Annotated in this window: 26 protein-coding genes; 15 read left to right on the top strand and 11 right to left on the bottom strand. The window is 55.3% G+C overall.

Going from position 1 to position 24,386, the window contains the following annotated elements:
- Positions 1-175: 175 nt before the first annotated feature.
- Both tdh and kbl read right to left on the bottom strand, forming a co-directional pair.
- A complete protein-coding gene (tdh, locus tag ACMYSP_RS13290) occupies positions 176-1,201 on the bottom strand; it encodes an L-threonine 3-dehydrogenase (protein WP_434582544.1) in 1,026 nt (341 codons plus the stop codon).
- Between the two features lie 9 nt (positions 1,202-1,210).
- Entirely contained in the window at positions 1,211-2,404 is a 1,194-nt protein-coding gene (kbl, locus tag ACMYSP_RS13285) for a glycine C-acetyltransferase (RefSeq protein ID WP_434582543.1), read from the bottom strand.
- A gap of 212 nt (positions 2,405-2,616) precedes the next feature.
- Here kbl and rfaD point away from each other — a divergent pair, with 212 nt between their 5' ends.
- The 4 genes from rfaD to ACMYSP_RS13265 all read left to right on the top strand — a co-directional run bounded on the left by rfaD (position 2,617) and on the right by ACMYSP_RS13265 (position 6,627).
- Complete coding sequence (rfaD, locus tag ACMYSP_RS13280; RefSeq protein WP_434582542.1) at positions 2,617-3,597, top strand: ADP-glyceromanno-heptose 6-epimerase; 981 nt, start codon at positions 2,617-2,619, stop codon at positions 3,595-3,597.
- 79 nt (positions 3,598-3,676) lie between these two features.
- A complete protein-coding gene (rfaF, locus tag ACMYSP_RS13275; RefSeq protein WP_434582541.1) occupies positions 3,677-4,735 on the top strand; it encodes an ADP-heptose--LPS heptosyltransferase RfaF in 1,059 nt (352 codons plus the stop codon).
- Positions 4,736-4,738: 3 nt separating this feature from the next.
- The gene (rfaC, locus tag ACMYSP_RS13270; RefSeq protein WP_434582539.1) at positions 4,739-5,710 is read left to right on the top strand and encodes a lipopolysaccharide heptosyltransferase RfaC; all 972 of its coding nucleotides are present in this window, start codon (positions 4,739-4,741) and stop codon (positions 5,708-5,710) included.
- The gene (locus ACMYSP_RS13265) at positions 5,710-6,627 is read left to right on the top strand and encodes a sugar glycosyltransferase (RefSeq protein WP_434582538.1); all 918 of its coding nucleotides are present in this window, start codon (positions 5,710-5,712) and stop codon (positions 6,625-6,627) included. The genes rfaC and ACMYSP_RS13265 overlap by 1 nt, the downstream gene beginning before the upstream one ends.
- Before the next feature lie 18 nt (positions 6,628-6,645).
- Here ACMYSP_RS13265 and ACMYSP_RS13260 read toward each other — a convergent pair whose 3' ends face one another.
- From ACMYSP_RS13260 to ACMYSP_RS13250, 3 genes are all read right to left on the bottom strand, one after another.
- Complete coding sequence (locus ACMYSP_RS13260; protein WP_434582537.1) at positions 6,646-7,872, bottom strand: O-antigen ligase family protein; 1,227 nt, start codon at positions 7,870-7,872, stop codon at positions 6,646-6,648.
- A 6-nt stretch (positions 7,873-7,878) separates the two neighbouring features.
- The gene (locus ACMYSP_RS13255) at positions 7,879-8,520 is read right to left on the bottom strand and encodes a hypothetical protein (protein WP_154144337.1); all 642 of its coding nucleotides are present in this window, start codon (positions 8,518-8,520) and stop codon (positions 7,879-7,881) included.
- 116 nt (positions 8,521-8,636) lie between these two features.
- Positions 8,637-9,599: a polysaccharide deacetylase family protein gene (locus ACMYSP_RS13250; protein WP_434582536.1), complete on the bottom strand. Its 963-nt coding sequence runs from the start codon at positions 9,597-9,599 to the stop codon at positions 8,637-8,639.
- Between the two features lie 111 nt (positions 9,600-9,710).
- On the opposite strand from ACMYSP_RS13250, the gene rfaQ reads away from it, so the two are divergent.
- From rfaQ to coaD, 7 genes are all read left to right on the top strand, one after another.
- Positions 9,711-10,787 (top strand): putative lipopolysaccharide heptosyltransferase III, encoded by a 1,077-nt coding sequence (gene rfaQ, locus ACMYSP_RS13245; RefSeq protein WP_434582535.1) that lies wholly within the window; start codon positions 9,711-9,713, stop codon positions 10,785-10,787.
- The gene (locus ACMYSP_RS13240; protein WP_434582533.1) at positions 10,784-11,911 is read left to right on the top strand and encodes a glycosyltransferase family 4 protein; all 1,128 of its coding nucleotides are present in this window, start codon (positions 10,784-10,786) and stop codon (positions 11,909-11,911) included. Before rfaQ ends, ACMYSP_RS13240 begins: the two co-directional genes overlap by 4 nt.
- A 2-nt stretch (positions 11,912-11,913) precedes the next feature.
- Complete coding sequence (locus tag ACMYSP_RS13235; RefSeq protein WP_434582532.1) at positions 11,914-13,008, top strand: glycosyltransferase; 1,095 nt, start codon at positions 11,914-11,916, stop codon at positions 13,006-13,008.
- 30 nt (positions 13,009-13,038) lie between these two features.
- Positions 13,039-14,028 carry a glycosyltransferase gene (locus ACMYSP_RS13230; protein WP_434582531.1) on the top strand — a complete coding sequence of 330 codons (990 nt, stop codon included), beginning with the start codon at positions 13,039-13,041 and terminating at the stop codon, positions 14,026-14,028.
- A 91-nt stretch (positions 14,029-14,119) separates the two neighbouring features.
- The gene (waaA, locus tag ACMYSP_RS13225) at positions 14,120-15,394 is read left to right on the top strand and encodes a lipid IV(A) 3-deoxy-D-manno-octulosonic acid transferase (protein ID WP_434582530.1); all 1,275 of its coding nucleotides are present in this window, start codon (positions 14,120-14,122) and stop codon (positions 15,392-15,394) included.
- Entirely contained in the window at positions 15,394-16,164 is a 771-nt protein-coding gene (locus tag ACMYSP_RS13220; protein ID WP_434582528.1) for a glycosyltransferase family 2 protein, read from the top strand. Before waaA ends, ACMYSP_RS13220 begins: the two co-directional genes overlap by 1 nt.
- A 2-nt stretch (positions 16,165-16,166) precedes the next feature.
- Positions 16,167-16,643 carry a pantetheine-phosphate adenylyltransferase gene (gene coaD / locus ACMYSP_RS13215; RefSeq protein ID WP_100682896.1) on the top strand — a complete coding sequence of 159 codons (477 nt, stop codon included), beginning with the start codon at positions 16,167-16,169 and terminating at the stop codon, positions 16,641-16,643.
- A 71-nt stretch (positions 16,644-16,714) separates the two neighbouring features.
- Here the strand turns inward: coaD and mutM are convergent, their stop codons facing one another.
- The 4 genes from mutM to radC form a co-directional block, all read right to left on the bottom strand.
- Positions 16,715-17,524: a bifunctional DNA-formamidopyrimidine glycosylase/DNA-(apurinic or apyrimidinic site) lyase gene (gene mutM, locus ACMYSP_RS13210; RefSeq protein WP_434582526.1), complete on the bottom strand. Its 810-nt coding sequence runs from the start codon at positions 17,522-17,524 to the stop codon at positions 16,715-16,717.
- Between the two features lie 149 nt (positions 17,525-17,673).
- Positions 17,674-17,841 carry a 50S ribosomal protein L33 gene (gene rpmG, locus ACMYSP_RS13205; RefSeq protein ID WP_003024094.1) on the bottom strand — a complete coding sequence of 56 codons (168 nt, stop codon included), beginning with the start codon at positions 17,839-17,841 and terminating at the stop codon, positions 17,674-17,676.
- A 20-nt stretch (positions 17,842-17,861) separates the two neighbouring features.
- Positions 17,862-18,098 (bottom strand): 50S ribosomal protein L28, encoded by a 237-nt coding sequence (gene rpmB / locus ACMYSP_RS13200; RefSeq protein ID WP_002436699.1) that lies wholly within the window; start codon positions 18,096-18,098, stop codon positions 17,862-17,864.
- 329 nt (positions 18,099-18,427) lie between these two features.
- Complete coding sequence (radC, locus tag ACMYSP_RS13195) at positions 18,428-19,093, bottom strand: RadC family protein (protein ID WP_123757105.1); 666 nt, start codon at positions 19,091-19,093, stop codon at positions 18,428-18,430.
- Positions 19,094-19,267: 174 nt separating this feature from the next.
- Between radC and coaBC the strand changes: the two genes are divergently transcribed.
- The 4 genes from coaBC (at position 19,268) to ACMYSP_RS13175 (ending at position 22,814) form a co-directional block, all read left to right on the top strand.
- Positions 19,268-20,479 carry a bifunctional phosphopantothenoylcysteine decarboxylase/phosphopantothenate--cysteine ligase CoaBC gene (coaBC, locus tag ACMYSP_RS13190; RefSeq protein WP_434587083.1) on the top strand — a complete coding sequence of 404 codons (1,212 nt, stop codon included), beginning with the start codon at positions 19,268-19,270 and terminating at the stop codon, positions 20,477-20,479.
- Positions 20,457-20,915, top strand: coding sequence for a dUTP diphosphatase (gene dut / locus ACMYSP_RS13185; RefSeq protein WP_434582525.1), 459 nt, complete (start codon positions 20,457-20,459; stop codon positions 20,913-20,915). The genes coaBC and dut overlap by 23 nt, the downstream gene beginning before the upstream one ends.
- Positions 20,916-21,040: 125 nt before the next feature.
- Positions 21,041-21,637 carry a nucleoid occlusion factor SlmA gene (slmA, locus tag ACMYSP_RS13180; RefSeq protein WP_434582523.1) on the top strand — a complete coding sequence of 199 codons (597 nt, stop codon included), beginning with the start codon at positions 21,041-21,043 and terminating at the stop codon, positions 21,635-21,637.
- 160 nt (positions 21,638-21,797) lie between these two features.
- Positions 21,798-22,814 carry an SMP-30/gluconolactonase/LRE family protein gene (locus ACMYSP_RS13175; RefSeq protein WP_434582521.1) on the top strand — a complete coding sequence of 339 codons (1,017 nt, stop codon included), beginning with the start codon at positions 21,798-21,800 and terminating at the stop codon, positions 22,812-22,814.
- A gap of 37 nt (positions 22,815-22,851) precedes the next feature.
- Here the strand turns inward: ACMYSP_RS13175 and pyrE are convergent, their stop codons facing one another.
- A complete protein-coding gene (pyrE, locus tag ACMYSP_RS13170; RefSeq protein ID WP_123757102.1) occupies positions 22,852-23,493 on the bottom strand; it encodes an orotate phosphoribosyltransferase in 642 nt (213 codons plus the stop codon).
- 59 nt (positions 23,494-23,552) lie between these two features.
- Positions 23,553-24,269 carry a ribonuclease PH gene (gene rph / locus ACMYSP_RS13165; protein WP_004868954.1) on the bottom strand — a complete coding sequence of 239 codons (717 nt, stop codon included), beginning with the start codon at positions 24,267-24,269 and terminating at the stop codon, positions 23,553-23,555.
- Between the last annotated feature and the right edge of the window lie 117 nt (positions 24,270-24,386).

Here is a 24,386-nt window from a genome sequence, read left to right as displayed (position 1 = left end):
AAACGGTGATTAAACGACTGTATAAACGAATAGGCCAAAAATCGATTTAGAAATAGTGCGTTTGCGATGAAGATGCGTTGAAATGTTATCCAAATCTAAATAAAAAAAAAGCGCCCGCAGGCGCTCAGTGGATCGCGACATGACGCCGACCATCGCCGGCGGCAGTCGTTGCGGCTTAATCCCAGCTCAGAATCACTTTGCCGGACTGGCCGGAGCGCATTGCATCAAAGCCCTGCTGGAACTCATCAATGCTGAAACGGTGGGTGATGATCGGCGAGAGATCCAGACCAGACTGGATCAGTGCCGCCATCTTGTACCAGGTTTCAAACATTTCACGGCCGTAAATCCCTTTGATTAACAGCCCTTTAAAGATGACCTTGGTCCAGTCGATCGACATATCCGACGGCGGAATACCGAGCATCGCAACGCGACCACCGTGATTCATGGTATCCAGCATGGTGCGGAAGGCCGGCGGCGCGCCGGACATTTCCAGCCCAACGTCGAACCCTTCGGTCATGCCCAGCTCCGCCATCACGTCGGTCAGGCTCTCCTGCGCGACGTTGACCGCACGGGTGACGCCCATCTTACGCGCCAGGCTGAGGCGGTATTCGTTGACGTCGGTGATGACGACGTTGCGAGCACCGACGTGCTTAGCCACCGCCGCCGCCATGATGCCGATAGGACCCGCGCCGGACACCAGCACATCTTCACCCACCAGATCGAAGGAGAGTGCGGTATGCACGGCGTTACCAAACGGGTCAAAAATGGACGCCAGATCGTCAGAAATGTTGTCCGGAATTTTGAAGGCGTTGAAGGCCGGGATCACCAGGTATTGCGCGAAGCAGCCCGGACGGTTGACGCCCACGCCGATGGTATTGCGGCACAGGTGAGTACGCCCGGCACGGCAGTTACGACAGTGGCCGCAGGTAATATGCCCTTCACCGGAAACGCGGTCGCCAATCTTAAAGCCACGCACTTCCTGACCGATACCCACGACTTCACCGACGTATTCATGCCCTACCACCATCGGTACCGGGATGGTTTTTTGCGACCATTCATCCCAGTTATAGATGTGTACGTCAGTACCGCAAATCGCGGTCTTGCGGATTTTGATCAGCAGATCGTTATGGCCGACTTCCGGTTCCGGTACGTCGGTCATCCAGATGCCTTCTTCCGCTTTCAGTTTGGATAACGCTTTCATCTCACACCCTCAGGCAATAACGCCCAGTTGTTTGCCGATGCGGGTAAAGGCTTCCACCGCACGTTCAATTTGTTCAGGGGTATGCGCCGCCGACATCTGGGTGCGAATACGCGCCTGGCCTTTTGGTACCACCGGATAGAAGAACCCGGTGACGTAAATGCCTTCTTTTTGCAGTTCACGCGCAAAGTTCTGCGCCACCACGGCTTCGCCCAGCATCACCGGGATAATGGCGTGGTCGGCACCGGCGAGGGTAAAGCCCGCAGCGGTCATTTTTTCACGGAACAGGCGTGCGTTGGACCACAGGCGATCGCGCAGCTCGCTGCCGGTCTCGACCATCTCCAGCACTTTGATGGAAGCGGCGACAATCGCCGGCGCCAGTGAGTTGGAGAACAGGTACGGGCGCGAGCGCTGACGCAACCACTCAACCACCTCTTTGCGTGCAGCAGTGTAGCCACCAGACGCGCCGCCCAGCGCTTTGCCGAGCGTACCGGTGATGATGTCCACACGGCCCATCACGTCACAATATTCATGGGAGCCACGACCGTTGTCGCCGACAAAGCCGACGGCGTGAGAGTCATCGACCATCACCAACGCATCGTACTGATCTGCCAGGTCGCAGACGCCTTTCAGGTTGGCAATGACGCCATCCATCGAGAACACGCCGTCGGTGGCAATCAGCACGTGACGCACGCCGGCTTCACGGGCCTCTTTCAGACGCGCTTCCAGCTCCTGCATATCGTTATTGGCGTAGCGATAGCGTTTCGCTTTGCACAGGCGTACACCGTCGATGATTGAGGCGTGGTTGAGGGCATCAGAAATAATGGCATCTTCCGGCCCCAGCAGGGTTTCAAACAGGCCGCCGTTGGCATCGAAGCAGGAGGAGTAGAGAATCGCATCTTCCATGCCGAGGAACTCAGCCAGCTTCTTCTCAAGCGCTTTGTGGCTGTCCTGGGTCCCACAGATGAAGCGCACGGAAGCCATACCGAAGCCGTGGCTGTCCATGCCGTCTTTTGCCGCGGCGATCAGTGCCGGGTGGTTCGCCAGGCCCAGGTAGTTATTGGCACAGAAGTTAATAACGTTGCTGCCGCCGACGGTGATATCCGCCTGCTGCGCCGATGTGATAATGCGTTCTTCTTTAAACAACCCCTCTGAACGAGCGGTCTCCAGGTCATTGGTTAACTGTTTGTAAAAATCACCACGCATTGCAACTCTCCAGATTCGGCAAAATTTGGCACATATTACCCAAAGCTATACGCTGATACGAGATGATGCATGCCTTAATGAATTATTTGCAGCATTAATCACGCTCAACCCCCCCTTTTCGGCGAATGGCTGAAGCCTTCTCCATGTGGTGATATGATATGAATATTCGCGTCCGGATTGTCTCTGGACGCCACACTTCAAAGGTTACAGTTATGATCATCGTTACCGGCGGCGCAGGGTTTATCGGCAGCAACATCGTTAAGGCCCTGAACGACAAAGGCATTACCGACATTTTGGTTGTAGACAATCTGAAAGACGGCACCAAATTTGTGAACCTGGTTGACCTGAACATCGCGGATTACATGGATAAAGAAGACTTCCTGATCCAGGTGATGGCCGGCGAAGAGTTTGGTGAAATCGAAGCGGTGTTCCATGAAGGCGCCTGCTCTTCCACCACAGAGTGGGATGGCAAGTACATGATGGATAACAACTATCAGTACTCTAAAGAGCTTCTTCATTACTGCCTGGAGCGCCAAATCCCGTTCCTGTACGCCTCTTCAGCGGCAACCTACGGCGGTCGCACCAGCGACTTTATCGAATCCCGCGAATACGAGCAGCCGCTCAACGTCTACGGCTACTCGAAATTCCTGTTTGACGAATACGTCCGCCAGATCATGCCGGAAGCAGACTCGCAGATCGTTGGCTTCCGTTACTTCAACGTTTACGGGCCGCGTGAAGGCCACAAAGGCAGCATGGCGAGCGTGGCATTCCACCTCAACACCCAATTAAACAATGGTGAAAGCCCGAAATTGTTCGAAGGCAGCGACGGCTTCAAACGCGATTTCGTTTACGTGGGTGACGTGGCCGCGGTAAACCTGTGGTTCTGGGAAAACGGCGTCTCCGGGATTTTCAACCTGGGTACTGGCCGTGCGGAATCCTTCCAGGCTGTGGCGGACGCGACGCTGGCATATCACCAGAAAGGCAGCATCGAATACATCCCGTTCCCGGATAAACTGAAGGGCCGCTATCAGGCATTTACTCAGGCAGATCTGACCAACCTGCGCGCAGCAGGCTACGATAAACCGTTTAAAACCGTTGCCGAAGGCGTAACGGAATATATGGCCTGGCTCAACCGCGACAGCGATACAAATTCACAAAATCATTCGAGCGGTAACAAGGCGGCATCTAAGTGAATCTCCGGGAGCTTACAAAAGTAAGTGACCGGAGTGAACGCAAGTAGCCAACGCAGAGACCGTTTGAAGGATGAAGTGAATGAAAATATTGGTGGTTGGCCCGTCCTGGGTGGGCGACATGATGATGTCGCAAAGTCTCTATCGCACGCTCAAGGCGCGCTATCCCCAGGCCATTATCGACGTGATGGCGCCCGCGTGGTGCCGTCCGTTGTTGTCGCGTATGCCGGAAGTCAACGAAGCCATCCCGATGCCGCTCGGCCACGGTGCGCTGGCCATCGGTGAACGTCGAAAGCTCGGGCACAGCCTGCGCGAACGTCGTTACGACCGTGCCTACGTGCTGCCAAACTCGTTTAAATCAGCGCTGGTCCCCTTCTTCGCCAACATCCCGCACCGTACCGGCTGGCGGGGTGAGATGCGCTACGGTTTGCTGAACGATGCGCGGGTGCTGGATAAAGACGCCTGGCCGCTGATGGTCGAACGCTATGTGGCGCTGGCTTACGATAACGGCGTCATGCGCAGTGCCAAAGATCTACCTCAGCCCCTGCTCTGGCCACAGCTGCAGGTGTTCGACGGTGAAAAATCGCAGGTCTGTAACGCGTTTTCTATTCCGGCCGATCGACCCATCGTCGGCTTCTGTCCCGGCGCGGAATTTGGCCCGGCAAAACGCTGGCCGCATTACCACTATGCTGAACTGGCAAAGCAGCTCATCGATACCGGGTACCAGGTTATCCTGTTCGGTTCGGCCAAAGATCATGAAGCCGGCAACGACATTCTTGCCGCGTTGAATACCCAGCAGCAGGCGTGGTGCCGTAACCTTGCTGGCGAAACCCAGCTTGAGCAAGCGGTAGTACTGATTGCCGCCTGTAAAGCGGTGGTCAGCAATGACTCTGGCCTGATGCACGTTGCCGCGGCACTCAATCGCCCGCTGGTAGCGCTGTATGGCCCGAGCAGCCCAGATTTCACCCCACCGCTGTCGCACCAGGCGCGGGTTATCCGCCTGATTAGCGGCTATCACAAGGTTCGCAAAGGCGATGCCGATCAAGGCTATCACCAGAGCCTGATCGATATTACGCCGCAGCGCGTGCTGGAAGAGCTGACCGCGCTGCTGCAGGAAAAACCGGAAAAAGAGGAAGCGTAACGGATGCGGGTATTGATCGTGAAAACCTCGTCCATGGGCGACGTCCTGCATACGCTGCCCGCGCTGACCGACGCCGCGCAGGCTATTCCCGGCATTCGTTTTGACTGGGCGGTGGAGGAAGGATTCGCGCAGATCCCCTCCTGGCATAATACCGTCGACCGCGTGATCCCGGTCGCCATTCGCCGCTGGCGTAAAGCCTGGTTCTCCGCCCCGATTAAAGCGGAACGCGCAGCCTTTCGTCAGGCCATACGCGCGCAGCGCTATGATGCCATTATCGATGCCCAGGGCCTGGTCAAAAGCGCCGCGTTAGTGACCCGCCTGGCGCAGGGCGTCAAACACGGTATGGACTGGCACAGCGCCCGCGAGCCGCTGGCGAGCCTGTTCTACAATCGCCGCCACGCAATTGCAAAACAGCAACACGCCGTCGAACGTACCCGGGAACTGTTTGCTAAAAGCCTCGGTTATACCCGACCGGCGCAGCAGGGTGATTATGCCATCGCCCGTCACTTTACGGATTCGTCAGCCGCGACGGCTGCACCGTACCTGGTTTTCCTGCATGCTACGACTCGCGATGATAAACACTGGCCCGAAAGCCACTGGCGGGCGCTGATCGCTCTGCTGGCCAACAGCGGTCTGCACATTAAGCTACCGTGGGGCGCACCGCACGAAGAAGCGCGGGCTAAACGACTGGCCGCGGGCCACGACTTTGTCGAGGTGCTGCCGCGGATGAGCCTGGAGCAGGTCGCTCAGGTTCTGGCGAGCGCCAGAGGCGTGGTATCCGTCGATACCGGCCTGAGCCATCTGACCGCAGCACTCGATAAGCCGAACTTTACGCTGTATGGCCCCACCGATCCGGGGCTGATTGGCGGCTACGGTCAAAACCAGTTTGTCGTCCGTCCGGACAGCGGCAACAGCACCGGGGATATCGCCGCGGAGCAGGTAGCGCAGTTGCTGAAATCACAAGGACTGCTGTAATGGGTTCACTGTTTAAGCAATTTTATCGCTACACCCGCCCAAGGGCCTTTCGCCATAACGAAAATCTCTGGCCGTGGACGAAAATCACCCGCGGGGCAGGCGGAGAAATTAGCGCACTGGTTTATAAGGGCCACCCGGTGCCACTGTGTCGCCTGAGCGATCTCAAAAATACCGTTTCCGGGCCGCTGCTGCTCACCGCAACCGGCCCTTCAGTGAAAGAGATCGATTTTTCCGTTATGCCCGCTTCGGTGCCGGTGATGGGCGTCAACGGTGCTTATTTTCTGACGGGGCAGGTCAATTTCTCTTTCTATTTGATCGTTGATATGGAGTTTTTCGACCGAAAGCCCGAGATCATCGCCGCCATCGTCGCCAATCCCAATATTCTGTTTTTTACGACCATACACGGCATTGCCAAAATAATAGATCGCCTGGGTTTCGACCATATCCAGTGTCGCCTCGCAGCGATCGAAGATGCGTGCTACCGCATTTACCAGGCCCGTATTCCTTGTACCAATATTAAAAAGACGTTCTGCGAGACTGATACCGTCGTCCTGCATCAATATTCTGATGAGATTGGGTTTGCCATTGATATTCGTCAGGGGATATTTGATGCAGGCACCGTCGCCTACTGGGCGTTACAGATTATTGCCTGGCTGGGGTTTGATAAAGTACTTATTGCGGGCCTGGACATGACCAACTTTGAGCAGCCAAGATTTTATGAAAGCAGCAGCAATAAGCTCCCTTCTTACCTGGCAAGCAAAGTCGAATCGCTGATTTTCCCGGCATTTGAACTCGCCAGTACCTATATGCGTAGCGCGGGTATCGACATTATCAATACCTCAACAGAGAGCGCTGTTCCTGAGCATATATTCAATAAAGCACCGTTTAGCCAGGCAATGAAAGCAGTGACCCGCTAGGCCACTGCTTTTCCTGCATCACGCTTGTGCCTGTTTTACGCGCTGTAATCCGGCACAGATAACCAGGCAGACGATAAACATAACAATAAACCGGTCATGAATAAAAAGCGTATCGACTAAACCAAACAAAATAACCGGCGCGCATACAAACATCGTTGCACATGACAGCACCCGCTTCTTATGTACATAGAATAGCATTGCGGCATACAGCCCCAGTAGAATCACGCCACCGATAACCCCCTGCAGCGACATCGTCTCTATCAGGTCGTTATGCAGGTGATAGACCATATTGCGGATCCCTTCCGGATTCCCCTGCTCTTTCTCCTGCATCAGCTGCAACAGAATGTCATAGCGCTGCTGTGAACTCACCCCGCCCGGATGGCGATATATTTCGTAGAGACCCGTATGCCACATACTCAATCTGGCACCTAATGATGTGTTGTTATCGCTTTGATATTCTGAAAGTTCCGCCACCGCATCCACCGCACGCGTTTTGATAGAGGGAAACGCAATATCAATAATCACCACGGAAACCAAGACGGATACCAGGCACAGGGCAATCATTTTGGACTTCGACATGAAGTTACTGTTCAGCAAGGTGTATATCAAAATGGCGGGGTAAAAGAGCAGCACTGAACGCGTTTGCGTTAAAAAGATAACCCAAAAAGAGAAAACAATGACACCAAATATAATATATTGCCGATAGCGTATGTTGACACACGCTAAAGCATACAGCGTCACCATCGTGTAAAGTGCATACAGATAAGCGCTCAGGGTTGCAGAGTTACCAATTCTCAAGCGATCGTCAGAGACAAAAAAGTGGAAATGTAAGGCATACAACGTTAAATATGTAAAACCAAACAACAGCAGAGCATTAATAAACTTACCCTGCCACGCTGGTATAAGTCTTAAGATCGCAGAAACTAACGGCACCATTACCGCACCGATGATCAAATAGCTCCCCGTGCGCCCGTAACTCACATCCGCCATATAGATTTCCGCGGCATTTGCAGGAAACCGATATGCCCACAGCAGTTGCGAACTTCCCATCAAAAACAAGAACAGCGCCAGGATCAGCTCTTCTTTTTTGAAACGAAGAGCTTTGGCGTGACACAGGGCATAACCGACCGTCATTAGCGCAGAAAGGTAGAAAAGATTTCTCCCCATGATTTTTTCTGGCATCACGGAAGCGGCAGCCAGAATGGCTGCCAGAAATATAAGCAAGGGGAACTTATCTTTGATCATGAATGATTAACTTCTCACAAATGGGGGAACCCATACCTCACCGCAATCCCACGGTCTTGGTTTCCCGTGGAAGCATACGATGCGCGTCCCGGGTGGAACGGAACCATTCCCGGTGGCATGTTCATTTTTTTTCTTACTGACCACATGCTTTTTGTAGCTCACGATTTGTCCCGGGAGGATATCCTGCCAGATAGCAGCATGGGGATAAATCTTACTAATAAACTCCTGATCGCCACCGCTCTGATAACGTGACATAAACAGTTCAGGATAACGTTTGAATGCCTCCCAGACCTTATATTTCTCTTCATGCGGAATGCGCATAATGGCCGAGTTTTTTGTTTTCTGCGGGAAGAAGAAATCGCTGAGCATGGTCAGTCGGGTATTTTGCAAAATATCGGAAATATCGCCCACAACAACAATATCCAGATCAATATAAAAAATATCGTCGTCAATTTTTTGCGGATCAAATATTTCAATCTTTGACCACCAGCCAGGCAGATTTTCCGTCAGCTTAATTGTCTGCACGCCAGGAATAGTCAGATCGGTAAAGCACACTTTTTCGATGTCATCCGGTAATTGCTTATACAACCACTGAACATGATCATGATTATAATCACCACCAGAACGCAATACCGTTACAATTTTCATACATGCCTCATAAATGAAAACACAGTGCATCGAAAAATAAAGACCAGCAGGCCGATGTGGAATCGGCGCTAATATTACACCAGAAAACCTATGTATCTCTATGATACACGGTTATTTTATGTAAGATTTCTCCGGAATTGATAGTATTCCGCCAGGGTCATTCCCTTCACCTGCGGGGCCAGCCAGCTGAAAAACGCTTCCAGGTCAGCATATAAGCGCTCGATATCCTGTTCGTTTTTAAACGTTGGGCTGCCGCCAGGCATGTACTCAGAAGAGTGGAGCATATATTCGACGTAGTCATTCCCCTGCGCCAACGTCTGGGTCACGACTTTTTTCATCGTCTCGACGTTGCCACCCATCGGACGCAGCCAGTGCACCGACGGCGAGCGGACTTTGCCGCGCAGGCGGTCGTAGCCCTGCTTCACGCTGTTCATCCAGCCCGAGTGCTTATACTGGATGCTCATCGGCACTTCCAGCAGTGCAGAATGTCCCTCGCGGCTGATGTCGTTCTCATCGAGGAAATAGGCATGCTGCGGGAAGCGACGATAATCGGTACCGCCATCGCCCTGCGGTGCGCCTTTCGCCGTCTTCCAGTTAACCCGCGGGGTCACCGAACAATCCACCAGATAGCCATGCTCCACCAGCAGGCGAGCGTAGCGCTCGTCGAACGCCCAGCGCCCGGCGCGATGGCTGACCATTTTGGTCTGGAAGGTATCTTCCAGCAGTTGGGTCATAAAGGCGACTTTCTCACGCATTGCCGCATCGGAATATTCAATCAGGTAGGGCTTATGACGCCAGTCATCATCGGTCAACGGGTCCGTCGGCGGGCTATTCCAGGCATGCAGGTGCATACCAATCTCCGCCGTACCGCGGGCAATCACATCCTTGGCGAAGTCGATATAGAAGGGGTCGATCGCCATTTCATAGTTGGTCAGATAGACGGGCTTAAAACCATACTTTTCGCAAAGCTGCTGAAAACGCGGTAAATAGCGCGCATTCTCGGTGGTAATGCTGTCGTGTTTTTGCCAGAGGTTATCGCCCTCTGTATCAATCGTGATGAGAAATGCGGGTTTGTGCACGAAAACGTCCTCAGACCATACGTATCGGGTCATGGTAGAGCAATACAACGCTTCTCTCAATCTGTCTGATCCCCTAGAATCGGAAACCTGATACTGAATGAAGAACAGAGAATGACGCCTGAAACCCGCTCTCCCGGTACCGTGACCCCGGCGCGAATCCTGGTCATCAAGCTGCGCCATCATGGCGATATGCTATTGATCACGCCGCTCATTCACGCCCTCAAACAGCACTATCCCGCGGCCAGCGTCGATGTGCTGCTTTATGAAGAAACCCGGGACATGCTCGCGGCCAATCCTGATATCCAGCAGATTTTTGCCATTGACCGGCGCTGGAAAAAACAGGGGAAAGGGCATCAGCTCAAGATGGAATTCAGACTGATCCGCACCTTGCGCCAGCAGCACTACGATATGGTGCTCAATCTTGCGGACCAGTGGCCCAGCGCCATCATCACCAGACTGACCGGTGCGGCAACGCGTATCGGCTTTGACTTCCCGAAGCGCCGCCATCCTGCCTGGCGTTTCTGCCACACCGCGCTGGCCTCAACCCAGGCACACCAGCGCCTGCACACGGTGCAGCAGAACCTGTCGATTCTGGCTCCGCTCGGCTTCACTCTCGATGATGCCCCGGCGCGAATGGGCTACAGTGAACAGGACTGGGCCACCAGCCGTTCACTGCTGCCAGAGGGGTTTGAAAATCACTATATCGTGATCCAACCGACCTCCCGCTGGTTCTTTAAATGCTGGCAGGAAGATCGCATGAGCGCCGTGATTAACGCGCTGTCTGACGCCGGCTACGCCATCGTCCTGACCTCCGGACCGGATGCCAAAGAGAAGCAGATGGTAGAAACCATTATCGCCGGCAGCCCGCAGGCGCGCCTGCATTCGCTTGCCGGTCAGCTGTCCCTGCGTCAGCTGGCGGCGGTCATCGACCATGCCCGCCTGTTTATCGGCGTGGATTCCGTGCCCATGCATATGGCAGCCGCCCTCGGCACGCCGTTGGTAGCCCTGTTTGGCCCGTCGAAACTGACCTTCTGGCGCCCGTGGCAGGCACAAGGCGAAGTCATTTGGGCCGGCGATTTCGGTCCCCTGCCTGATCCTGACGATATCGATACTGGTACCACCGAACGGTATCTCGATTTAATCCCCACCGACGCGGTGATCGCGGCGGCGAAAAAGGTACTGGCATGAGTACATTCAGGCTGGCCCTGGTGCGACAGAAATATCGCCCGGACGGCGGCGCAGAGCGTTTCGTCTCTCGTGCGCTGGAAGCCCTTGATAGCAGCAATATTGAACTGAACGTCATCACCCGTGAATGGCAAGGGCCGGTCAAACCTGACTGGCAGATCCACATCTGCAACCCACGCAAATGGGGCCGCATCAGCCGCGAGCGTGGTTTCGCCGATGCTGCGCGCCAGCTGTGGCAGCGCGAACGGTTCGATCTGGTGCAGAGCCATGAACGTATCCCTGGCTGCGACCTCTATCGCGCCGGTGACGGCGTCCACCAGCGCTGGTTGCATCAGCGTTCGCGAATTCTGCCCGGCTGGAAAAGCCGTCTGCTGTTTGCTGACCGCTATCATCGCTATGTCATGCAGGCTGAACGGGAGATGTATCAGGACCCGCATCTGCGGGGAGTTATCTGTAATGCCGCGATGATCAAGCAAGAGATCATCGAGGATTTTGCAATTCCGGCAGAGAAGATCCACGTTATCTACAACGCCATTGACCATCAGCGGTTCCTGCCGCCCACCGCCGAGGCCTTTACGGCCCTGCGCGCCCAGTGGGATCTCCCGCTGCAGGCGACCTGCCTGGTATACGTCGGGTCTGGTTTTGAGCGTAAAGGGCTGGAGGCGGCGATTCGCGCCATTGCGCCCACCGACCGCTATCTGTTGGTAGTGGGCAAAGACAAAGATCAGAACCGCTACCAGTCTCTGGCAAAAACGCTGCACTGTGAAGACCGGGTACGCTTCTTCGGGATGCAGTCGGAAACCCTGCCGTTTTACCAGATGGCCGACGGCCTGCTGCTGCCAACGCTGTATGACCCGTTCCCTAACGTCATTCTGGAAGCCATGGCCTGCGGTCTGCCGGTGATCACCACCACCGGCTGCGGTGGTCAGGAGTTTATCGTTCAGGGTCACAACGGATATGTCTGCGACGCGCTGGATATTCCGGCGCTACAGCAGGCGGTGGTCGCGCTTCCCGCGCGTGCACTGGGCTCCAGCGAAGGCCAGCGCGCCCGGGAACGTATTATGGACTGCACCAGCGAACGCTTGTCGGCGCAGCTGCTCTCCCTCTATCAGGATCTGGTGAAATAGCGATGCGCATACTGTTTGTCATTGATGGCCTGCCCGGCGGAGGCGCCGAAAAAGTGGTGCTGACTCTGGCAGAACACTTTCTAAGCCAGGGTGAACGAGTATCGCTGTTTTCCCTGCGCGACGTCTGCGAATATCCGCTGCCGGAAGGGCTGGATTACCAGGTCATTCGCGACCGTTGCCGCGCCCCGTGGCGCAAGCTCACCGAACTGTCGCGCCGCGCCCGCCAGCTGGATGCAGCCATCGCGCAGGCCGAGCAGCAGGGCGAGTTCGATCTGGTGCTCTCCAGCCTGCATAAAACCGACCGCATCGTCGCCCGCAGCCGTCAGCTCGCCCACCGTAACCTCTGGTTCTGCCTGCATGGCGTCTTCTCCACCTCATACCTCGGTCACCGCAGCGGTGTTGACCGGTGGATGAAGCAGCAGAAGATTAAGCGCGTCTACCAGGGACGCAACATCGTGAGCGTCTCCAGTGCGGTAGGCCAGGATCTGGTCGAACAGTTCGCAGTGCGCCCGGCGCAGTTAAAAACGATTTATAACCCGTTCGACATCGTCGCGCTACGTGCCGCCGCCGATGCCCCCAGCGACCGGCCCGATGGCGACTATATTATTCACGTCGGCCGGTTTCATCCCGGAAAACGCCACGATCGCCTGATCGAAGCCTACGCACAAAGCGGCATTAATGCGCCGCTGGTGCTGCTGGGCCAGGGAAAACCCGAGCAGGAACAACGCCTGCGCCAGCTGGCGCAACAGCACCAGGTAGCCGACAGGGTTCTGTTTAAAGGCTTTCAGCAAAACCCGCTGCCGTGGATCAAACAGGCGCGGATGCTGGTGCTCAGCTCCGACAGTGAAGGTTTTGGCAACGTGGTGGTTGAAGCGCTGCTGCTGGATACGCCCGTTGCCAGCACCCGCTGTCCTGGCGGGGTCACGGAAATCCTCACTGGCGAATTAGCCCGCGGTCTGGCCGATCTGAACAGCCCGGCACTGGCCCGGACGATGCAAAGCATTTACCATAGTCCGCCGGCCATCGAACCGTCGACGCTGGAAAAATTCAGCGTCGATACGATTTGTCAGCAGTACCGTCAATTGCGTCGCGACTGACGCCGCTATTTAACCAGGATCGAATGATTTATGAGTCAAACGCCTTTACTGAGTATCGTGGCCGCCGTCTATAACGGTGAAAAATTCCTTGCGCAATTCTTCGAGTGCCTTGAGCAACAGCAGCTGGAAAGCTATGAACTGATCCTGGTGAACGACGGCTCGACGGACGGGAGTCTGGCGGTTATCGAGGCGTGGAAAGCGCGCCTGCAAAACGTGAGGGTGCTGGAACAGGAAAACCAGGGCGTCTCGGTCGCCCGCAACACCGGTCTGGCAGTGGCGACCGGTAAGTACCTGGCCTTTCCGGATATTGACGATAAACTGTATCCCGGCATGTACCGCACGTTGCTGGAGATGGCAGAAAAAGGCAACCTGGATATCGCCACCTGCAACGGCCGTTATGTTTACGAGACCCGCCAGGATATTCATCCGATTCTGCCACCGGACCGTCTACCCTCGACCGGGGTTCTGCCCGGCCATGTCTGGCTCAAACAGGCGCTGGACTCACGCAAGTTCCTGCATGTCACCTGGCTGAATATCTATCGCCGGGAATTTATCATGCAGCACCACTTCCACTTTGAGCCAGGACTGCGCCATCAGGACATTCCCTGGACCACGGAAGCGCTGCTGGCGGCAGAGCGCGTGCAGTACACCAGCGAACAATTCTACGATTACTATATTCACTCGGAATCGGTATCGCATAAGCCGGACAACGACGACACGCTGATGCGCTCGGCACGCCATTACATGAAGATTCTGGAGATGCTGGACGCCATCAACGAGCGCTATCCGGACAAGGTGCGCCACATTTCCGCCTGCCGCTGGCAAATCGCCAAAGAGGGGCTGGGAATTATTCATACCTTCGATAGCATGAAAGATGAGTCAAAAAAGCATATCATCATTAAAGAGTTCTTTGACCGCGGCATCTGGCGCCTGATCTGGAAAAATGCACGGACCTTCCGTTTACGCTGGCGCCTTGGCCGGCGCTACCTGCGGATTAAACGTTATCGCGAAGCGGCCTGACTCACAATCCCGTTGTTTCCGCCAAAGAGATAGCTTTACGCGGGCTAAATGCTTAGAATTTGCACGCTAAAACATAAAACGGATAAATCGCTTGGAATTGCTTTATACCACCCTACTCTACCTTATTCAGCCGCTGGTATGGCTGCGATTGCTGCTGCGCAGCCGTAAGGCGCCGGCCTATCGAAAGCGCTGGGCTGAACGTTATGGCTATTGTCAGAACAAGGTAGCACCGGATGGGATTCTGCTGCATTCCGTTTCCGTCGGTGAGACGCTTGCAGCCATCCCGTTAGTGCGTGCGCTGCGCCACCGCTACCCTTCCCTGCCGATTACCGTCACTACCATGACGCCGACCGGCTCCGAACGCGCCATGTCCGCCTTCGGTAAAGATGTCCACCACGTCTACCTGCCGTATGACTTACCCTGCGCGATGAACCGCTTCCTCAATACCGTCCAGCCGAAGCTGGTTATCGTGATGGAAACCGAGCTGTGGCCCAATATGGTCGCCGCGCTGCATAAACGTAAAATCCCGCTGGTCATCGCCAACGCCCGCCTGTCGGAGCGTTCAGCAAAAGGCTATGCCAAACTCGGCAAGTTTATGCGTCGCCTGCTCAGCCGCATCACCCTGATTGCCGCGCAGAACGAAGAAGACGCCAATCGTTTTCTGGCTCTGGGCCTGAAGCGCAACCAGCTGGCGGTAACCGGTAGCCTCAAATTCGATATCTCCGTGACGCCAGAGCTGGCGGCACGAGCCATTACTCTGCGTCGCCAGTGGGCGCCGCACCGCAAAGTGTGGATCGCCACCAGCACCCACGATGGCGAAGAGCAAATCATCCTGCAGGCGCACAAAAAGCTGCTGGAAACCTTCCCTGATTTACTGCTGATTCTGGTTCCTCGCCACCCCGAGCGCTTCGGCGATGCGCGAGACATGGTGCAGAAAGCAGGCATGCGCTTCACGTTGCGCAGCACCGGCGAAATCCCATCGAACGATACCCAGGTGGTGATCGGCGATACCATGGGCGAACTGATGCTACTGTACGGCATTGCCGACCTCGCCTTTGTTGGCGGCAGCCTGGTTGAACGGGGCGGCCATAACCCTCTGGAACCGGCGGCGCACGCGATCCCGGTCCTGATGGGCCCGCACACCTTCAACTTTAAAGACATCTGCGCCAAGCTGCAGCAAGACGACGGCCTGATTACGGTGACCGACGTGAGCTCACTGGTCACCCAGGTTTCCAACCTGCTGACCGACGAAGACTACCGTCTGTGGTACGGCCGCCATGCGGTGGAAGTACTGCATCAAAACCAGGGAGCGCTTTCGCGTCTGCTGCATTTGCTGCAACCCTATCTTCCGCAGCGGAGCCACTGATGGCCCCCCGACTGTCCGTCGTGCTGATCGCGAAAAACGCCGCGGACCTGCTGGCGGATTGCCTCGCCTCAGTGAGCTGGGCCGATGAAATTGTGCTACTGGACTCCGGCAGCAGCGATAACACCGTCGAACTGGCCCGTCGCCTCGGCGCCACGGTCTACATAGACACCGACTGGCAGGGCTACGGCATTCAGCGCCAGCGCGCTCAGGACTACGCGACCGGTGAATATGTGTTGATGCTTGATACCGATGAGCGCGTCACGCCGGAGCTGGAGCAATCCATTCGACAGGTCCTGGAAGCGCCTGACAGCACAGCTGTCTACAGCATTGCCCGCCGCAACTATTTCCTTGGTCGCTTTATGCGCCATAGTGGTTGGTACCCCGACCGCGTGATGCGTTTGTACGAACGCCGCCGTTTCCGCTATAACAATAATCTGGTGCACGAATCCCTTGATGCCAAAGGGGCGCAGGTTATCGAACTGTCAGGTGATTTACTGCATCTGACCTGCCGCGACTTTTCTGGCTTCCAGCAAAAGCAGCTGGCCTATGCCACCGCCTGGGCGCAGGAACGCCACCAGAAGGGGAAGAAGACCTCTCTGGCGAGCATCTTTGGTCATACGCTGGGCGCGTTCGTCAAAACGCTGCTGCTGCGCGGGGGCGTGCTGGATGGTAAACAGGGCTGGCTACTCGCCGTGGTCAACGCGCAGTATACGTTTAATAAATACACCGAGCTGTGGGCGCTAAGCCGCGGCTACTCAGAGAAAGTGTAATTATGAGCACAAAAGCGATCTATCCTGGGACCTTCGACCCCATCACCAATGGCCATATCGATATCGTCACCCGGGCGGCCAGCATGTTTGACAAGGTGCTGTTGGCCATTGCCGCCAGCCCGAGCAAGAAGCCGATGTTCACCCTCGATGAACGTATCGCGCTGGCAGAACAGGCGACGGCGCATCTGGTCAACGTCGAGGTGATTGGCTTTAGCGATCTGATGGCGAATTTTGCCCGCGCTCAGCAGGCGAATATTTTGATTCGCGGCTTACGCGCGGTGGCAGATTTCGAATATGAGATGCAGCTGGCGCACATGAACCGCCATCTGATGCCGACGCTGGAAAGCGTCTTTCTGATGCCGTGCAAAGAGTGGTCGTTTATCTCTTCCTCGCTGGTGAAGGAAGTGGCACGCCACCAGGGCGATGTCTCCCACTTTCTTCCTGCCAACGTACACCAGGCGCTGCTGAAGAAGCTGTAGGACGCGCTTCCCGGCTACCTGTCCACAGACAGCCGGGAACCTGTAGCCGGGATCAACGTAACCACCACGCTTTACTTCTGGCACTGACGACAATAAAACGTCGCCCGCTGCGCATGTTTGCTGGCGATAATCGGCGTACCGCAGATACGGCAAGGCTCGCCTTTGCGGCCATACACCTGTAGTTCCTGGGCAAAATATCCCGGCTTACCGTCACTTTGCAGGAAATCCTTCAACGTCGTTCCACCCTGCTCAATCGAGCGTAACAACACCGCTTTAATCACCTTGACCAGCCGTTCACACTCTTCGCGCGACAGCGACGAGGCCAGCCGATCGGGATGGATCCCCGCGGAGAACAGCGATTCGCTGGCGTAGATATTGCCGACGCCGACCACCAGCTTGTTGTCCATCAGCCACGGCTTAATAGGCGCTTTCTTCTTCGCACACTTCTGCTGGAGATACTCCGCAGTGAAGGCATCGCTCAGCGGTTCCGGTCCCAGATGGGCCAGCGCCGGATGGCCCTCCAGCGCTTTGGTCCACAGCCAGGCGCCAAAGCGACGCGGGTCGGTATAACGCAGCACGTAGCCGTTGCTCATCACCAGATCCACATGGTCATGCTTTTCGGCGGGCAGGTCGTCCTTGAGGATGCGCAGGCTCCCGGACATCCCCAGATGGATGATGATCCAACCATCGGGCAGCTCCAGCAGCAGATATTTGGCGCGTCGGCGTACGCTCAGTACCGGTACGTCGCTCAGGCGATAGATTTCGTCACTGACCGGCCAGCGCAGGCGTCCGTTGCGAATCACGGCGTGCTGGATGGTCGCGCCCACCAGATAGGGTTCAATACCGCGACGGCTGGTTTCTACCTCAGGTAATTCAGGCATTTATTTTCCTCCGTTAACCTAACGTATTGTGATTCAGCAGCAGGCGTCTGGGAAGCAAATTCCCGGTAGGGGGTTGTCCGCGACTTTCCGCAGGGTAAAAAACAGAAAACCCCGCCGGGGCGGGGTTTTCTTTACATCGAAAACTAAAATTATTTGATTTTAGCTTCTTTGTATAAAACGTGCTGACGGACAACTGGATCGAATTTTTTCAGTTCCAGTTTTTCCGGCTTAGTACGTTTGTTCTTCGTGGTGGTATAGAAGTGACCAGTACCAGCAGAAGAAACCAGCTTGATTTTCTCACGAATACCTTTAGCCATGATTTATTTCCTCTTAGTACTTAGTACTTTTCGCCACGGGCACGCAGTTCGGACAGAACTGTATCGATGCCTTTCTTATCAATAACACGCATACCTTTAGCAGATACACGCAGGGTGACAAAACGCTTTTCGCTCTCAACCCAGAAACGGTGAGAGTGCAGGTTCGGCAGGAAACGGCGTTTGGTCGCGTTCAGTGCGTGGGAACGGTTGTTACCGGTCACCGGACGCTTGCCAGTAACTTGGCAGACTCGGGACATGTCTATTCTCCAAAAATCAAATTAGCTCGAGCTTCGTATGGGGTATTGGCGCCTCGTCAGGCTTTACAGCCCGGTCATCGCAGTTCTACACGTCATCTTTCAAGCTGCTTCAGCGTTGGCTCACCCAGGTCATGTACAGAGTACGTTCCCAGGGATTCACTCTCTTGCCGACTTGATGCAACCTGAATGATTGGGTGTCTAAGTGAACCATCGATTGCCAGGCCCAAATGCCAAACCCGAGATTCTCAAAGGTGGCGTAGTATACGCTGACTCGGCGATGTGCTCAAGTCCCGAACAGACAAAGATCCCGCGGGATCGCGTGATCGGGGCTAAATCCAGCCGCGTTCGGCAAAAGATACGTACGCACCGCGGCCGATTACAAGATGATCGAGCACTCGTATCTCCATGAAACCACAACACTTTACCACTCTTTCGGTAATCAGTCTGTCAGCCTTACTCGGCTCAGGACTACCGGACGGATGATTATGTGCAAGGATCACCGCAGCGGCGTTCACTTTGATGGCTTCGCGTACAATTTCTCGCGGATGCACCTCTACGTGGCTAAGAGTACCAGAAAAAAGCCGGCTATGTTTCAATACCCGGTTCTGATTATCTAAAAAGATCACGATAAAGATCTCCCGTTCTTCGTGGGCCAGATGGCTTTGTAAAAACTCCAGCGTCATCATCGGCGTTTCCAGGGAGGGTTCTGCAATCAACCGCAGGCTAAAATAACGCCGGGCCAGTTCGGCAATCCCCTTCAGCTGAGCATATTTTGCCAGGCCAATCCCTTCGACCTCATTAAACCGGGCTTTATCCGCCGACAGCAGGCCATGGAGAGACCCGAAGTGCTTTAGCAGGTCTTCCGCATAGACCATGACATCTTTCTGCCGCGTGCCGGTGCGTAAAAACAGCGCCAGCAGCTCAATATCCGATAACGCTTCAATGCCATAAAGCGACATTTTTTCCCTCGGCATGAGGGCTTCGTCGGCATCCATAGGGCCTCTCCTTTCCAGTCCCGTCTATCCTGGCACAGCCCGCTGGCGCTGCCGACCACCGCGTCGCCCGCTTGCGTAGCGTCTCGCAAAGTGAATGCCTGGTAGCCGCACGACGGCGACAGGATTGTGGTAAGATGCGCGGATTCTGGTGTACTGCAACAGGAAAGAATCATGATGAGTCTGGCTGGTAAAAAGATCGTTCTGGGCGTGAGCGGCGGCATTGCTGCTTACAAAACACCAGAGCTGGTGCGCCGCCTGCGTGACCGTGGCGCGGAAGTCCGTGTCGCCATGACCGAAGCCGCGAAAGCCTTCATTACCCCGCTGAGCCTACAGGCGGTATCCGGGTATCCGGTATCCGATAGCCTGCTCGACCCGGCCGCAGAAGCGGCGATGGGCCATATCGAGCTGGGTAAATGGGCGGACCTGGTTATTCTCGCACCGGCCACCGCCGATCTGATTGCCCGTGTCGCCGCCGGTATGGCGAATGACCTGGTCTCCACCATCTGCCTCGCGACGCCTTCTCCGGTTGCTGTCGTACCGGCGATGAACCAGCAAATGTACCGTGCCGCAGCCACCCAGCATAACCTGACCGTCCTTGCCTCACGCGGCCTGCTGCTCTGGGGCCCGGATAGCGGCAGCCAGGCCTGTGGCGATATCGGCCCGGGACGCATGCTGGACCCAATGACCATCGTCGATATGGCAGCAGCGCATTTTTCGCCTGTCAAAGATTTGCAACATCTCAATATCATGATTACCGCTGGCCCTACCCGTGAGCCGCTGGATCCGGTGCGCTATATCACCAATCACAGCTCAGGTAAGATGGGGTTCGCCATTGCCGCCGCCGCCGCCAACCGCGGGGCGAACGTGACCCTGGTCAGCGGACCGGTCGCTTTACCCACGCCGCCGCGAGTACAGCGTATCGATGTCACCACCGCGCTGGAGATGGAATCAGCAGTTCAGCAGGGCGTTCAGCAACAGCAGATTTTTATTGGCTGCGCCGCCGTAGCCGACTATCGTGCCGTAGCGATTGCTGAAGAAAAAATTAAAAAGCAAGGTGACGAACTTACTATCAAGATGGTCAAAAATCCGGATATCGTGGCCGGGGTAGCCGGGCTGACGATTAACCGACCGTTTGTCGTTGGGTTTGCTGCCGAAACGAATAATGTGGAAGAATACGCGAGACAAAAACGCGCTCGTAAAAATCTCGACCTGATTTGCGCTAACGATGTTTCGCAGCCTAATCAAGGTTTTAACAGCGACAGCAATGCATTACACCTTTTCTGGCAGGATGGAGATAAGCGCTTACCACTTGAGCGCAAGGAACTCCTGGGCCAATTATTACTCGACGAGATCGTGACCCGCTATGATGAAAAAAATCGACGTTAAGATTCTGGACCCGCGTGTTGGCCAGCAATTTCCGCTGCCAACCTATGCCACCTCCGGTTCTGCCGGACTTGACCTGCGAGCCTGTCTCGATGACGCCGTAGAGCTGGCACCGGGAGCCACCACGCTGCTGCCGACCGGTCTGGCAATCCATATCGCCGACCCTGCTCTGGCGGCGGTAATTCTGCCGCGTTCCGGGCTGGGCCATAAGCATGGCGTGGTACTGGGAAATCTGGTCGGGCTTATCGACTCTGACTATCAGGGACAGCTGATGGTTTCCGTGTGGAACCGTGGTCAGCAGAGCTTTACGATTGAGCCCGGCGAGCGCATCGCTCAGATGGTGTTTGTACCCGTCGTCCAGGCGGAATTTAACCTGGTGGAAGATTTTGACGCCACCGAACGTGGCGAAGGTGGCTTTGGCCACTCAGGGCGCGCATAAGCCCGACCACAGTACATCCGCATCCCGAAGTGCATTAATGCAATAACATCGCCGCAAACGACCGTTTGCGGTCACTTCGTGGATGCCTGCCTGACTAGTGCTTATTTTCAGGGGTATTTTAAAACATGGCAGAAAAACAAACTGCGAAAAGGAACCGTCGCGAAGAAATACTTCAGTCTCTGGCCCTGATGCTTGAATCCAGCGATGGTAGTCAGCGTATTACCACCGCGAAACTGGCGGCATCCGTGGGGGTATCCGAAGCGGCGTTGTACCGTCATTTCCCGAGTAAAACCCGCATGTTTGATAGTCTGATCGAGTTTATCGAAGACAGTCTGATTACGCGCATCAATTTGATTTTAAAAGATGAAAAGGATACATCGGCCCGTCTTCGCCTGATTGTGTTACTGATTCTTGGGTTTGGTGAGCGTAATCCTGGGCTGACGCGGATTTTGACCGGCCATGCGTTGATGTTCGAACAGGACCGCCTGCAAGGACGGATTAACCAGCTATTCGAACGCATCGAAGTGCAGCTGCGCCAGGTGATGCGCGAAAAGAAAATGCGTGAAGGTGAAGGCTATACCGTCGATGAAGCCCTGCTGGCCAGCCAGCTGTTGGCGTTCTGCGAGGGCATGCTGTCACGTTTTGTGCGTAGCGAGTTTAAGTATCGTCCGACGGATGACTTTGACGCCCGTTGGCCGCTGGTTGCCGCCCAGTTGCAATAATCCGCACCTTTCACTATGCAGCCCAAAAGGCTGCATCTCATTTTTGATTTTTCTGTCATAAAGCCCATAACAATTCGTTGAATTGCCAGATGTTTTCGGCTCTGTCTCTCTCATAACATCCTTTGATTGTATCTTTTTTCAATGGACAAGGAGAAAGCTGATGGCGACATCACGGCGGGAATTGCTCAAACTGGGCGGTCTGGCGACCGCATCACTATTGCTCAGTCAAAAAAGTTTCGCGACCTGGGCGCCATCTGCACGCTATCCCGACCCACGCATTATGGCGGTGGATGACAGCTTTCGTCGCTATATGCTTGCCAGCGCAAAAGTCGAGCAAATCGCTACAGGTTTTCGCTGGGCAGAAGGACCGGTATGGTTTGGCGATACACGAATGCTGCTCTGGAGTGATATTCCCAATAACGCCATCATGCGCTGGGATGAAGCCACCGGTGCAACCAGCGTCTTTCGTCAACCGGCAAACTACGCAAACGGCCACGCCCGCGACCGGCAGGGACGGCTGATTAGCTGTGAGCACGACACCCGCCGTATTACCCGCACCGAATACGACGGTACCCTCACCGTCCTGGCCGACAGCTTTGACGGCAAGCCGCTGAACTCGCCAAACGATATTGTCGTGAAGTCAGACGGCAGTATCTGGTTTACCGATCCGCCTTTCGGTATCAGTGGGTTCTATGAAGGGCACAAAGCCACACCGCAGTTGCCGCAGAACGTCTATCGGCTGGATCCAGAAAGCCGCAAGCTGAGCGTTATGCTGGGCGACGTGAAAGGTCCAAACGGACTCTGTTTCTCCGCAGATGAGAAAACGCTGTACGTCGTGGAGAGCCGCGCGACGCCAAACCGCCTCATCCTGGCGTGGGATGTTGTCGATAACACGTTGAAAAACAAAAGAGTACATATTGACTGCGGTAACGGGACCGCGGACGGCATCGCCTGCGACATGGACGGCAATCTCTGGTGTGGTTGGGGAACCGGCAGCGAGGAGCTGGATGGGGTGCGCGTCTTCAACCCTCAGGGGAAAAACATCGGCATCATTCAGTTGCCGGAGCGCTGCGCGAACCTCTGTTTTGGCGGTGAGCAGCGCAATCGCCTGTTTATGGCCTCCAGCACCTCAATCTATTCGCTCTACGTTAATGCCCAGGGGGCAAAACTGGTCTGAAACCTTCCCGGCAGGTGATGGCCTGCCGGGCTGATGCTTATACCCCGTAGGCTTCGCGGTAAGCCCGAACCGCTGCCAGATGTTCTGCCATCTCCGGCTTCTCTTCCAGGTAGGAGATCAGCTCTTTCAGGGTGACGATGGAGATCACTTTACAGCCGTAATCCCGCTCAACTTCCTGAATCGCGGAGATGTCGCCACGACCGCGTTCCTGACGATCAAGGGAAATCAGGACGCCCGCCAGTTCAGCACCGTGCGCCTGGATAATCTCCATCGACTCACGGATCGCAGTGCCGGCGGTGATGACGTCATCGACCAGCATAACTCGTCCCTGCAGGGTGCTGCCGACCAGGTTCCCGCCTTCACCATGGGTCTTCGCTTCTTTGCGGTTAAAGCAGTATGGCAAATCCAGATCGTGGTGCTCCGCCAGCGCCACCGCGGTAGTGGTGGCGATAGGAATACCTTTATAGGCCGGGCCAAACAGCAGATCGAAATCGATACCGGAATCAACCAACGCCTCAGCATAGAAACGGCCTAACAGTGCCAGATCGCGCCCGGTGTTAAACAGGCCGGCGTTGAAGAAATAGGGGCTCTTACGCCCGGATTTCAACGTAAATTCGCCAAACTTAAGGACCTGCTTGCTAAGCGCAAACTCAATAAACTGGCGCTGATATAATTTCATGGAATAGCCCCTTACTATTTTCAGACAAAAAAAAGGCGACTTCTCAGTCGCCTTAAAAACTAGTTTTCTAACGCCGCTTTCTGCGTCGCCACAATGGATTCGATTCCCCCTCGGGCCAACGCCAACAGGGTGAGCAGCTCTTCGTGGGTAAACGGCTCGCCTTCCGCCGTGCCCTGCACCTCAATGATGCGACCATCTTCGGTCATCACCACGTTCATATCGGTTTCTGCTGCCGAATCTTCAACATACTCCAGATCGCACAGCGCTTCGCCGTTGACGATGCCTACCGAAACCGCCGCTACCATTCCTTTCATCGGGTTGCTTTTCAGCTTGCCGGCAGCAACCAGCTTATTCAACGCATCGGCCAGCGCCACGCAGGCACCGGTAATGGATGCGGTACGGGTGCCGCCGTCCGCCTGCAGAACATCGCAGTCGAGAGTAATGGTGAATTCGCCGAGTGCTTTCAGGTCTACCGCCGCGCGCAGTGCACGCGCAATCAGACGCTGGATTTCCATCGTACGGCCGCCCTGTTTACCTTTCGCCGCTTCACGCGCGTTACGGGTATGGGTTGCGCGCGGCAGCATGCCGTATTCTGCGGTGATCCATCCTTGTCCCTGACCTTTCAGGAAACGTGGCACACCTTCGTCGATCGACGCGGTGCACAACACTTTGGTGTCACCAAATTCGACCAGCACGGAGCCTTCTGCGTGTATTGTATAGTTACGGGTCAGGGTGACGGGACGCACCTGATTAGCGCTACGACCTGCTGGACGCATAATGTTAACTCCGGCTTGAAACGAATGTGGCGCGCATTATACGGAATTTACAGCTATACCCAAAATTATTCGAGTTGCTTGTAGGCGGCAAGGCCGTAACAAATCGGTATTAACCGA

It is taken from the genome of Klebsiella sp. R390 (genome assembly GCF_051131745.1).
Taxonomy (GTDB): Bacteria; Pseudomonadota; Gammaproteobacteria; order Enterobacterales; family Enterobacteriaceae; genus Klebsiella.
This window is presented reverse-complemented; position numbering and strand designations above follow the sequence as displayed.